At 63.6% G+C, this 12,215-nt stretch carries 10 protein-coding genes; 5 read left to right on the top strand and 5 right to left on the bottom strand.

Going from position 1 to position 12,215, the window contains the following annotated elements:
* Window positions 1-2: 2 nt before the first annotated feature.
* Both ACQ4WS_RS11130 and ACQ4WS_RS11135 read left to right on the top strand, forming a co-directional pair.
* Complete coding sequence (locus ACQ4WS_RS11130; RefSeq protein ID WP_436476188.1) at window positions 3-905, top strand: LysR family transcriptional regulator; 903 nt, start codon at window positions 3-5, stop codon at window positions 903-905.
* A gap of 139 nt (window positions 906-1,044) precedes the next feature.
* The gene (locus ACQ4WS_RS11135; RefSeq protein ID WP_436476190.1) at window positions 1,045-1,878 is read left to right on the top strand and encodes a hypothetical protein; all 834 of its coding nucleotides are present in this window, start codon (window positions 1,045-1,047) and stop codon (window positions 1,876-1,878) included.
* Between the two features lie 22 nt (window positions 1,879-1,900).
* On the opposite strand, the gene ACQ4WS_RS11140 is transcribed toward ACQ4WS_RS11135, so the two are convergent.
* The 4 genes from ACQ4WS_RS11140 to ACQ4WS_RS11155 form a co-directional block, all read right to left on the bottom strand.
* Window positions 1,901-2,956: a bifunctional nicotinamide-nucleotide adenylyltransferase/Nudix hydroxylase gene (locus ACQ4WS_RS11140; protein ID WP_436476192.1), complete on the bottom strand. Its 1,056-nt coding sequence runs from the start codon at window positions 2,954-2,956 to the stop codon at window positions 1,901-1,903.
* Window positions 2,953-4,668, bottom strand: coding sequence for an NAD+ synthase (locus ACQ4WS_RS11145; RefSeq protein WP_436476194.1), 1,716 nt, complete (start codon window positions 4,666-4,668; stop codon window positions 2,953-2,955). The genes ACQ4WS_RS11140 and ACQ4WS_RS11145 overlap by 4 nt, the downstream gene beginning before the upstream one ends.
* Window positions 4,669-4,763: 95 nt before the next feature.
* A complete protein-coding gene (locus ACQ4WS_RS11150; RefSeq protein WP_436476196.1) occupies window positions 4,764-5,276 on the bottom strand; it encodes a ClbS/DfsB family four-helix bundle protein in 513 nt (170 codons plus the stop codon).
* Window positions 5,276-5,920, bottom strand: a complete 645-nt coding sequence (locus ACQ4WS_RS11155) for an ArsR/SmtB family transcription factor (RefSeq protein WP_436476198.1) — start codon at window positions 5,918-5,920, stop codon at window positions 5,276-5,278. Before ACQ4WS_RS11155 ends, ACQ4WS_RS11150 begins: the two co-directional genes overlap by 1 nt.
* A gap of 59 nt (window positions 5,921-5,979) precedes the next feature.
* On the opposite strand from ACQ4WS_RS11155, the gene ACQ4WS_RS11160 reads away from it, so the two are divergent.
* Entirely contained in the window at window positions 5,980-6,468 is a 489-nt protein-coding gene (locus ACQ4WS_RS11160; protein WP_436476200.1) for a DUF2938 domain-containing protein, read from the top strand.
* Here ACQ4WS_RS11160 and ACQ4WS_RS11165 read toward each other — a convergent pair.
* On the bottom strand, window positions 6,465-8,909 hold the full coding sequence (locus tag ACQ4WS_RS11165; RefSeq protein ID WP_436476202.1) for a DUF3772 domain-containing protein: 2,445 nt from the start codon (window positions 8,907-8,909) through the stop codon (window positions 6,465-6,467). The two genes, ACQ4WS_RS11160 and ACQ4WS_RS11165, sit on opposite strands and share 4 nt — an antisense overlap.
* Window positions 8,910-9,177: 268 nt before the next feature.
* Between ACQ4WS_RS11165 and ACQ4WS_RS11170 the strand changes: the two genes are divergently transcribed.
* On the top strand, window positions 9,178-10,857 hold the full coding sequence (locus ACQ4WS_RS11170; RefSeq protein WP_436476204.1) for a methyl-accepting chemotaxis protein: 1,680 nt from the start codon (window positions 9,178-9,180) through the stop codon (window positions 10,855-10,857).
* 242 nt (window positions 10,858-11,099) lie between these two features.
* Window positions 11,100-12,179, top strand: coding sequence for a DUF1295 domain-containing protein (locus ACQ4WS_RS11175; RefSeq protein ID WP_436476206.1), 1,080 nt, complete (start codon window positions 11,100-11,102; stop codon window positions 12,177-12,179).
* Window positions 12,180-12,215 lie beyond the last annotated feature (36 nt).

Here is a 12,215-nt window from a genome sequence, read left to right on the forward strand (position 1 = left end):
TTATGATCAGTCTTGACCGCCTGGGTATTTTCATCGCCATCGTCGATGCCGGTTCGCTGACGGCGGCCGCCGCCGTGCTGGGCCAGAGCAAGGCCGTTGTCAGTTTCAACTTGAAACAGCTGGAAGCGGAACTGGGCGTGTCGCTGCTCACGCGCAGCACGCGCAGCCTGGCGCTCACCGACGTGGGGCGGCGTTTTTACGAGGATTGCCAGCGCGTGCTGAGCGAAGCGCACGGCGCCATCGAAACGGCGCGCCAGGGCCACCAAGGCTTGCGCGGCACCCTGCGCCTGACCACCACCGTCGAATATGGCAGCCGCACGGTGATCCCCGCGCTGATCGCCTTTGCCGCCGCCCACCCGCAGTTGCAGATCCAGCATTCCTCGTCGTCGTCGCATGAAGACCTGATCTCCGGCGGCTACGACCTGGCCATCCGCATGGGTTCCCTCAACGATTCGAGCTACCGCGCCGCGCTGATCGAGCCATACGCGATCTGGCCCGTCGCCTCGCCCGCCTATCTGGCCAGCCTGCCCGCCAGGGACATCGCCACCTTGCCCGACTTGCAGCGCGCGCGCTGGCTGGCGCACAGCCGGCTCAGCACGCCCCTGCGCTGGGACGTGCAGACGCCCGACGGCCCCGCCGCCTTCACCGCACAGGACGCCGCCGCCATCCACTCCGATTCTGCCTCGGCCCTGCTGGGTTTTGCCCTGGGCGGCTGCGGCGTAGCCCTGCTGCCGCAATGGCAGGTAGAAGGGGAGGTGCGCGCGGGACGCCTGCGCCGCCTGCTGCCCGATGTCGTCTTCCCGGAACAGGGCGTGTATGCCGTGTATCCGAACACCCAGCACATCGCGGAAAAGGTGCGCGCCTTTATCGACTTTTTGCGCGCGTTCGTGGGCACGCCCGCCTGAGGTTTCACGTGGCGCCACGGCATCCATATCACGTCGTCAATATTTGTTGAACACAACGATTTCCAAGGGGCAAACGGGCGCCCCTTTCGCCTGGCACGGCCTACACTGGAAGGACGTTGTTCACCGATTGGAGATCATCATGGCACATACATTGGCAGCAGTTTTCGCACTGCGCGACATGGCTGAGCGCGCCCGGCACGACCTGATCACGGCTGGCTTTCCCGGCGCCAGCATTCGCCTGCACGATGCGGGCAGTGATGAATTTTCCGCCACGGAAAATATCCGCCGCGACGATAGCGATAGCCTGCTCGACAATATCAAGCATTTCTTTACGGACTTGTTCGGCAGCCACGCCGACCGCCACATCTATGCGGAAGCCGTGCGGCGCGGACATGTCGTGCTGACACTGGAAGGCGCGAGCGACGCCGATATCGACCGCGCCACCGACCTCGTCGAGCGCTACGCGCCGCTCGACATCGATGCGCACGCCGAGCACTGGCGCGCTGGCGGCTGGCAGGGCGCGCCGCAAGACGACAGCGCGAGGCGCCAGGGCGCCAGCATGCAGTCAAGCGTGTCATCGCAGCAGGGCGCATCCGCCGGCAACCTGAACGAGACGGCGGCAAGGTCGCAGCAATTTGCGGGCGGCATGGCCCCGCCGCCACCGTCCGGCGAGGGCGCCAGCGCGCGCCGCTATCCCGGCGCCGACAAGCTGCCAGACAGCAGCTACGACGACGAGCAGTACTACCGCAGCCACTGGAGCGCCACCTATGTCGCCACCGGCGCGCGCTTCGAGGACTACGATCCCGCCTACCGCTATGGCCATTCGATGGCGAACAGCGACAGCTACCGGGGCAGTCCGTGGGACGACGTGGAAGCGGACCTGCGTTACACGTGGGAGCACACGTATCCGCAATCGGCGTGGGACAACTTCAAGGCGGCCGTCAAACATGGTTGGGAACGCATCACGTCCTGACACCGGGGGCTATGGCCCCCTCTCAGCTGCCCTCGTGCGTCAGCTTGAGGAAGTGGTTCAGGATGTGAAAATGGTCTTCGAAGAATTGCTCTTCCATGGCCGGCAGCGAGGCCACGGGCACCCACTGCGCCAGCGCCGCATCGTCGGCCGCCTTCACGGCCGGCAGCTGGCGCGTCTTCAGGTCAAAATAATGCGCATGCGTGATGGTGCGCCCGCGCTGGCTGCGGTCCGGATGGTCGAACACGGCCACGCCGACCAGCGCCTCGACGAGGGTGGGCGCCAGCACGCCCAGCTGGGTTTCTTCCGCCAGTTCGCGCAAGGCACCTTGCAGCAGGCGTTCGCGCGGCTCCAGAAAGCCGCCGGGCAGGGCCCACAAGTCCTTGCCCGGATAGCCGCCGCGACGCACCAGCAAGACGTGGCCACCCGTCTGCACCAGCGCGTCGACAGTGCAAAAGATGGGCGCATACGGCGCCGCGCGCCAGCGTGCCTTGTACGCTTCGATGGCGCGGTATTCCTGCACCAGCGGCGCGTGCCACGGCAACAAGGTCCACGCCTTCACATACTGGCCGATAGCCGCCGGCAGCAGCTGCGCCACTGCGCTCAGCGACACGTCGACGTCTTCCGCCTCGAACAACACGTTGCGAATCGCTGTCGCGCCGATAGGCGCACCAGGATCGATCTCCAGATTGAATAACTGCCAGTGCGGGAAGTGGTGCAGATAGTAACTGGTGGCGTCCTTGAAGCAGGCCACCAGGGTGATGCGTTGCGCCGCGGGCACGGCGCCCGCCACGGCGCGCCGCACGGCATCGGCCCACAGGCCATCGTCGTAGTAATCGCGCACGGCCACGTAATGCACGCGCGCGCGCTGCGCCTCGGGCAGGGTGGCGGCGATCATGGCGGCCCGCTCCTGCCACGTAAACGGGTTCTTCGGACTGCGCGCATGGAAGGCGGAACCGAGCACCACCACCACTTGCGCGGCCGTCATCAGGGCCTTTTGCAGCAAGCCCGCATGGCCATTGTGAAAAGGCTGGAAGCGGCCGATCAGGATGGCCGCATCGGCGGAATAGGATAGGGTCATGCGTCGTCTCCGGTGGGGTAGTGGGCGGCGATCGGCAATTGGCGCCCGCTGCCAAAGGCGCGCGAACGCACGCGGATGATGGGCGCCGCCTGGCGCCGTTTGTATTCATTGCGGGCGACCATGCCGAGGATACGCGTCACCAGCGCCCGCCCCTCGTCCGTCTCGCGCAACTGGTCGACCAGGCTCAAAGCTTGCGCGCTTTCCGCCGCTGGCAGGCGACGCCCCTCGATATGCCACTTCAAGATTTCATCGAGCACGGGGTACGGCGGCAAGCTATCGGTGTCGCGCTGGCCCGGCGCCAGTTCCGCCGACGGGGGTTTCTCCAGCACGGCGGCGGGGATCAGTTCGCGTCCGGCACTGGCGTTGAGGTGGCGCGACAGGGCGAACACCTCCGTTTTATACAGGTCGCCGATCAAGCCCAGTCCCCCATTCGTGTCGCCGTACAGGGTGCAGTAGCCCACCGAGATTTCGCTCTTGTTGCCGGTGGTGAGCAGCAGGGCGCCGAACGCATTCGAGTATTCCATCAATATCGTGCCGCGCACACGCGCCTGCAGGTTTTCCAGCGGCAGTCCCTGCAGCGTGCCGTCGAAGGCCTGGGCGTAACCGGCTGCGTATTGCGCCACGATGTCGCGGATGGCATGCGTATGCAGGGCGATGCCGAGGTTGGCGCACAGGGCGACGGAATCGGTGACGGAGCCGGCGCTGGAAAACACGGACGGCATGGTAATGCCAACCACATTTTCGGCGCCGAGCGCTTCGACGGCCAAGGCCAGGGTCAGCGCCGAATCGATGCCGCCCGAGCAGCCGACGACGACTTTCGTAAAGCGGCAGCGGCGCGCGTAGTCGCGCAAACCGAGCACGATCTGGCGCCGCGCAAATTCCACGGCGGGGATGCCATCCGGATCCGGTACGGGAAACGCCGCGCCATCGGTACGGGTAAAACGGCCATCGGCAAAGCGCAGCAGTTGGAAATCTTCGACGAAGCGGGCCGCCTCGAATTGCACGCCCAAGGTGGGCGAGATGGCGAACGAGGCGCCGTCGAAGACGAGTTGGTCCTGGCCGCCCACCTGGTTGACGAAGAGCAGGGGCAGCTTGACGCGCGCGCAGGCGGCTCCAAACACGGCGTGGCGCTGCGCGCGCTTGCCGATGTCGGACGGGCTGGCGTTGATACTGACGACCAGGTCGGGCCGCGCCGCGTGCAGGGCCTCGAAGGGATTGACGGCGTAGGCGCGGCCATCGTCGTTCCAGCCATCCTCGCATATCATGAAGCCGACCTTGCAGCCGGCGATATCGAGGATGCAGGCGCCGGGCGGGCCCGGCTCGAAATGCCGGCCCTCGTCGAAGATGCCATACGTCGGCAGCAGCTGCTTGTAGTATTCGGCGACGATGCGCCCGTCGCGGATGGCCAGCAAGGCGTTGTACAGGGGCTTGCCGACGCCGGAGTTCGGCCGCGCCGTGCCGATGACGGTGACGAGTTCCGGCCAGCGCGTGGATGCCTGTAGCAGGGTATCTAACGCCTGCTGCAGGCCGCGCAGGAAGGCGGCATCCTCGAACAGGTCGCCCGGGTAATACGCGCACAGCGACAGTTCGGGGCATACAAGCAGGTCGGCGCCATCGCTGCTGGCGCGGCCCATGCGCGCGATGATGGCGGCACAATTGGCGTCGAAATCGCCCACGGTGGGATTCATCTGGGCGAGGGCGATGGTCAGCATGGTGATCCTTCATTGATTACGCTTGAAACCACTATCCTGCCTGAAAACGTTTCTGATGGTACTGATGCAATCGTGCAAGCCTGCGTAACGTTGTGTTACAGGGTCTTCAACCAGGCCCGCAAGCGCATGCGCGCATTCGCATACGGCGACGCCGTATTGAACTGGATCATGCGCCCCATCGTGTAATGCGAGTACCAGGGCTGGCCATACAGTTGCGCGTCGTCGTGCCCTTCGATCAGCGCCAGCAGCTGGTCTTTCGCCTGCTCCAGACGCTGCAGCAAATCATCCATGCCCAGTTCAGCATAGTCGGCATAGAAACGCTGCGCCAGCTTCCCCAGAGCGTTCCACGTGAAACCTTCGGCGGGAAAGGCGATGTCCTCGATGCGTTTGCCGTCGCGCAGCTGCGCGTGCCAGTGCAAGACCAGCTCGTTCCAGCCCACCAGGTAGGCGAGCAGATCGCACACGCTCATGCGCGTGCCCGCCACTTGTCCTTCCAGCACGGGATCGCGCGCCAGCGCCGGCGGCACGCGCGCCAGCTCCTGCGCCAGTTTCGCATACGTGGTGCTAATCGCCTCGACCAATTCCTGCTTGCTGTTGGGGATCGCCATCACGCCGCCTTCACCACCGGCAAGCCGGCCGCCTGCCAGTCGTCGTAGCCGCTGCCCAGGCGGCGCGCATGCAAGCCCTGCAGGCGCAGGGCCGCCACGGCCTGCACGGACAACACGCAATACGGGCCACGGCAATACGCGGCGATGTCCTGGTTGGCGGGCAGCTCGGCGTAGCGGCGCTGCAAGTCATCAAAAGGAATATTGATCGCACCGGGCAAGTGACCGGCGGCAAATTCCTGTGCGGGGCGCACGTCGAGCAAGGTGATGCTGGCTTCGCGCATGCGTTCCAGCAACTCGTCGCCCGTGATCGCTTCCACGTGGTCACCCCGGCCCAGCGCCTGCAGTTCGCTGCGCTGGTGCTGCGCATACACGTCCAGCGCGGCCAGCAATTGCACGATGGGGCCGCTACCGAGACGGTACAGCACGCGCTTGCCGTCGCGCCGTGTCTGCACAAAACCGGCGCGCCGCAACTGCTGCAAATGCTGGGAGGTATTCGCCATGGACAAGCCCGTCAACGCCACCAGCTGCTCCACCGCATATTCGCCGTGCGTGATCTGCTCGAGCAGGCGCAAGCGCGGCGCGCTGCCTAAAATATGGGCAAAAGCGGCGGAACCGGTTAGGAATTCGATATCAGCATTTTTCATTGACACGATGCTAGCACCCTTATAACATTCAAGCAATCAATTGAATGTTAGGAGCAACAATGCACATACTCTGGCTCGATGCCCTGGCGATCGGCGTGGGCGCGACGGCGGTGATGGATGTGTGGGCGGTGGCCTTGAAGCGCTTCTGGTGTATCCCCTCGCTGAACTTGGCGATGGTGGGGCGCTGGCTCGGCCATCTGCCGCGCGGCACGATCACGCACACCAATATTGCCCAGGCGGCGCCCGTGCGCGATGAAGCCATCCTGGGCTGGACCGCCCATTACCTGATCGGCGTGCTGTTTGCAGCCGTGCTGCTGGCGCTGGTGGGGCAGGAGTGGGTGCAACAGCCGACGTTCGCGCCGGCGCTGCTGGCGGGTGTGCTGAGCGTGGCCGCGCCGTTTTGCATCTTGCAGCCGGGCATGGGTGCCGGCCTGGCCGCCAGCAAGACGCCACATCCGACGGCCGCCCGCCTGCGCAGCCTGATGGCCCACATGGCGTTCGGCATCGGCCTGTACCTGGCGGCGCTGCTGTGGTCGACCGTGCGTTAAGTCATTGGCGGCACGGGTGCGGACGCCATCGTCGCTGCAGGTACAGCCGCCGAGATGGCCGGCGTCTCCGGCTGCGCCGGCACGGTGCTCAGCACCATCGTGCTGGGCTTGGCAATCGCGATATGCGCCTCGTCCAGGCGCTTGAGCAGTTCGAACAGCAGGGCGCTGCGGATGCCCGACGTCAGGCGTGGCGACGATGCATAGCCGGTGGCGTTGAACAGCAACAGGCCGTTGTCGATGCCGTCGAGCTGCACGTTCGGCGCCGGCGTATCGAGCACGTCAGGATTATCGACAAAGGCGGCCAGGATCAGCGCGCGCGCCGCCTGCGCATCCGTGCCCAGCGGCAGCGGCAGCTTGACCTGCACCAAACCAAGGGGATTGGCGTGCGTGACGTTGCGCACCGTCTTGGTGATGAATTCCGAGTTCGGCACGATCACCGTCGAGCGGTCGCCCAGTTGAATTTCCGTGGCGCGCACATTGATGCGGCGAATGTCGCCTTCCACGCCGCCCAAGGATACCCAGTCGCCCACCTTGACGGGGCGCTCGGCCAATAAAATCAGGCCGGAAACGAAGTTCTGCACCACCGCCTGCAAGCCGAAACCGATACCCACCGACAAGGCCGACGCCACCCACGCGATGCGTTCCAGGCCGATGCCAGCCGCCGACAGGGCCAGCGCCACGGCCAGCACGCCGCCGATGTAGCCGAACAGGGTGATGAACGACACTTGCATGCCCGTATCGAGATTCGTGGTCGGCAAATAACTGTTTTGCAGCCAGCGCTTGAACAGGCCCAGCGCCACAAAACCGACGAGCAGCACCAGCAGTGCCTGGATCAGCGCGGCAGGGCGGATCGCCACCTCGCCAATGGCCAGGCCATCCTGCAGCTTGCCGACCCGCTGGAACAGCTCGCCCGGACCTTCGCCGAACGGCGCCAGCAGCAGCATCAGGGCCAGCAGCACGACGATGGCGCGGCCGATGCCCGACAGCAGCACGGCCGCCTGGTCGCGCGCCTTGGGCGTGGCCAGCACGGGATGGGCGGCGTCCGGCGGCGGCGGCGTGGAGGCCAGCAGCATGCAGATATCATCGACCAGCACCGTCAGCAGATAGGTGCTGCCCACCACCACGATGACCCAGGCGATTTGCTTGGCGACAAAACTGCCAAAGGCCACATAACCGACCAGCAAGCTGATGACGCTCGATGCCAGCGCCAGCCACAGCAGCACCGTGACGCAGCGCAACCACAGCGGCGTGACGAGTGTGGCAGGATCGGCCTCGCGCAAGAGGCGCCAGCAGCGCTCGGCGCGCATCAAGCCATAGGCGATGGTCGTGCTCATCACCAGGGCGACGATGCAATTGACGGCGACGGCCGTCGACAGGCCCGCATTGATGACGATGGTGACCCGTTCCGTGGCCCACACCAACACCACGATGAAGGCAAACGTCGACGGAAAATGGCGCAAGCGGTGCGCCAGCGCATCGGGCAGGGGCAGCAAGCGCCACGACACGCGCCAGGGCGACAGCAGCGCGTGGCCGAGGCCCGCCGTAAAACCGGCAAAACAGATGATGCCGATCAAGCTGCTGAGGAAAGTCGAGATTTTTTCAGACAGGCCGCCCTCCCAGCGCAGCCCCATGGCCAGCAATTCGGCCACCAGGCCCGGCGTGGCCAGCGCCAGCACCAGCACGGCCAGCGCATGCAAGGAGCGGCGCAAGCGGCCATGCGGCACGCGCGTGGCCGTCACCACCAGCAGATAGCGCGAAACCCAGACGCTGGCGCCGATCACCGCCACGATGGCGGCCAGCAAGCCGCCCCAGGCCGACCACGGCGTGGCGCTCGCCGCATTCGCCAGCTCCAGCTCCAGTGCCCGCAGGCGCTGCAGATTCTGCGGCAATTCCGCATGCAACTGTTTCCAGAACGAGCCAGCCAAGATCGAGGCCGTGCGCTCGCCCAGGCGCGCCTGCAACTGCGCGCGGCGCACCGTCGACACTTGCTCCGACGCCTGCGTCGCTTCCACGGCCAGCAAGCGCGCCAGTTTCACTTGCGCATCGAGCGCGCTGCTGGTGCGGTCCAGCTGACTGCGCTGCGCCGCCACGTCGGGGGCATCTTTCGTGCCCGCCACCGGCTGGCCCAGCTCGGCCAACCGCGCCTGCACGCTGGAGAGCGTGGGCGCGAGCGCATCGGCCACCTTGTCCGCCTCGGCGCTGGCCGCCAGCGCATCGGCGCGCATCTGCGACAGGGTCGCGTCATCGAGCTCCGCCTCGCCATCGAGCGCCTTCTGAATGCTCGTAATTTGCTTGCGCAAGCCATCGAGGCGCTGGTCGGCCGTGGCGGCGTCATCGACGGGCTGCGACCAGGCGGGCGGCGCAGATAGCGAGCACGCCAGCAGCAGGGCCAATAGCAGCGGCAGCAGGAAGGGGAAAAAACGGAGACGGAAAGAAGTCATGCGGACCTATGGCTGAAAATGAGAAAAACGGCCGGATTGGCAGCGGCGCCGGTCATGGCGTGCTGTCCGGCGGGTGCCTGCCAATATAGCTGAAAACACGCGCATGCCGCAGGATAGGCGGAACTGGCGTGTTCCCCGGGGAGTAACTAGGCATATTGCCCTATGGAAATATCACAAAAAAAGGTCTATGATCGTCGTCCGCTTGGCGGCGCGGCACCCATCTGCACGCCGTCGACCTTTTCACCATTCCCTCCGTATTGAGACAGCCATGAAGTTTTTATCCAACCTGAGCATCGGCACACGGCTCGCCACAGGCTTTGGCGCCATCGGCGCCATGCTGATTATCATCTCCTGTCTGGGCATCGCCATGCTGGGCAAGATCAACCAGGGCACCGACCATATCGTGCATGACAGCATGCCCAAGATTGCGCTCGCCAACAGCGTGTCGGACAACATCAACGACATCGCCATTGCCCTGCGCAACATGATGCTCAGCGCCGATCCGGCCGACCAGCGCAAGCAAACCGACGCCATCCTGGCCGCGCGCCAGGCGGCGGCCGGCAATCTCGGCAAGCTCGCACGCATGCTCGATTCCGACCGCGAACGGGCGTTGCTGGCCAAGATGAACGACGCCAACACGCGCTACGCACAGGGACAGGAGGCCTTGCTTGAACTGATCAGGAGCGGCACGCCGGACGACAGCAGCGCCTACCTGTACGGCCAGCTACGCCCCGTCTTGCTCGTCTACAAGCAATTGATTTCTGAACAGATCAGCTTGCAAAACACCCTGGCCAACACGGCGGGCGACAACGCCTATGCCACCTATGCCAACACACGCACCTTGCTGATCGGCATGTCGCTGGTGGCGCTGGCTATCGCGGCGGCGTTGGCATATGGCATCACGCGCTCCATCACCGGTCCCGTCACCACGGCGCTGCAGGTGGCCAACACGGTGGCCGCTGGCGATTTGCGCAGCCATATCACCGTGCAGTCGCGCGATGAAATGGGGCAACTGTTGCAAGCGCTCAAGCGCATGAATGACAACCTGGCGCAAACGGTGGGCACGGTGCGCACCGGTACGGAAACGATCGCCTCGGCCTCGTCCGAAGTGGCGGCGGGCAGCCTGGACCTGTCTGCGCGCACGGAGCAGCAAGCCAGTTCGCTGGAAGAGACAGCCTCTTCCATGGAAGAGCTGACCTCGACCGTCAAGCAGAATGCCGACAATGCGCGCCAGGCGCATGTGCTGGCCGACACGGCATCCGGCGTGGCGCAGCGTGGCGGCGCCGTCATCGCGCAAGTCGTGGCGACCATGCGGCAAATCGACGCCTCGTCGAACAAGATTGCCGACATCATCGGCGTCATCGACGGCATCGCCTTCCAGACCAACATTCTTGCCTTGAACGCGGCCGTGGAAGCAGCGCGCGCGGGCGAGCAGGGCCGCGGCTTTGCCGTCGTGGCCACGGAAGTGCGCAGCCTGGCGCACCGCTCGGCTGCCGCGGCCAAGGAAATCAAGACCCTGATCGACGACTCGACCCAGACCGTGGCGGCCGGCAGCGAGCTCGTACATCAGGCCGGCAATACCATGAGCGACCTGGTCGACAGCGTGCGCCGCGTCACCGACATCATGGAGGAGATCACGTCCGCCAGCGCGGAACAGACGGCCGGTATCGAACAAATCAACCAGGCCATCAGCGAAATGGACAACGTCACCCAGCAAAACGCGGCCCTGGTGGAAGAATCGGCGGCGGCCGCCGCGGCCATGCAGGAGCAGGCGGCTACTTTGGCGCAGGTGGTGAGTGCGTTCAAGCTTGACGCCGGTAAGCCGCAGGCCAAAGCGGCAGTCGCCACGAGCAAGGCACCGCGCCGGCAAGCCATCACACTACGCGTGCCGGCGGCGAGGAAAGCTGCCCGCGTTGATCCTGCGCCGTCGGACTGGGAAGAATTCTGACCAGGAGAGTCACGCGAAATTGCTAGCCAGCTCCGCCGCAAAATGCCAGTCTGACCTGGGCTAGGGCGCGGTGGACATGCCAGGCAAAATCTGAGCTGCGTCACTCGCCAAATTCACGTCCCAGGTACGCGCCACCGGACAAGACACACAGCTGAAGCACAAAATTTTTTGTGAGATTCGGCGAGATTTAAGCGTGCGCTGAACTGAGAAAATGCTTCTTTCCCAGACTGGAGTGACTCGCTTTGAAGATATTGAATAATTGGCTGACTACTCCCCGTAGCCGCTTGCTGTTTCTTGTTGCATTCATGATCGGTATCCTCATAGCCTTGAAGCTTGCGCAAGGAACTGTCTGGCAAGCGCGCATTGCTGGCCTGCTTGTAGGTGCTATCAGTGCTTTCTTGTTTTGGAGGTTCTGGGGCCATTGGAAGGCGTTAAGGTTCCAATTAATGCGTAAGGAGATGCATGTCATCAAAGCGTGGCGCAAATTTTTTCATATTAGCCCCATCGTAAAGGCTTTCCATATACTCGCGTTCGCGTTCTGCCTCCTGAGTGTCGCGGTGGGCATTGTCATAGGCATCAACGAGTCCAAGCCTGTTCTGTGGGTCGTCGGATTCATTTTAGCGTTGGCCGGCATCTGCGAGATGATGACGCAGGCCACAAGACTGCTGAAGAAAGCGTGGAGCCCTCTCCTCGGCAAAGTGCTGGCGATCTCCGTTGGCGTGGCGATTACCGTGATCGCCCTTTCACGAGCAAAACAGCTTGTGCACTCCTTGTCACCAATTGACACAAAGTATATGGTCGAATTCACGACATTAGTCACTGCCTTTTACTTGCCCATGGTGTTTATCACAGCCGTGGGTGTTGGGATGGCAATATATGCTTCATGCCAATTGCTAGTCTTGACGATTTTTACTGTTTATAGCAATCTAATGATGCAATCAAGCGCAGTGTTAGGTGAAAATTTTATTAAAAGACAGCAAATGTTTTGGTACAGAATAAAGGAGGGAAAACGTCCACCTGGAAAGATGCTTCCCCCCCGAAAATTCTTATCCCAGCTTGAGATTTCGATGCTGATGTCGCCGCTGTCAAAGATCGTCCTCGCATGGATTCTAGTGCAGGGTGTTGATGCTTCCACTACATCGTTTCCCTCGATGGCACCATGGTTGAAGACCCAGATAGTGGCCATTGAGTATCGGTCGGGCAGTGCTTGCAAGAATATCGATAAGGGGCTAGGAGTCGTCTACATGGATGACGGAAATGTTTCTGTTGCTCGACCTGGTAAGGATGGATACACCTTTAATGTCGAAGCGTGTCAGTTTTGATCGAAAGTGGAGAGCCGATGGCCTATGGCAGGCGGC

The sequence above is a fragment of the Janthinobacterium leeuwenhoeki genome, from assembly GCF_051380795.1.
Classification (GTDB): Bacteria; Pseudomonadota; Gammaproteobacteria; order Burkholderiales; family Burkholderiaceae_D; genus Janthinobacterium.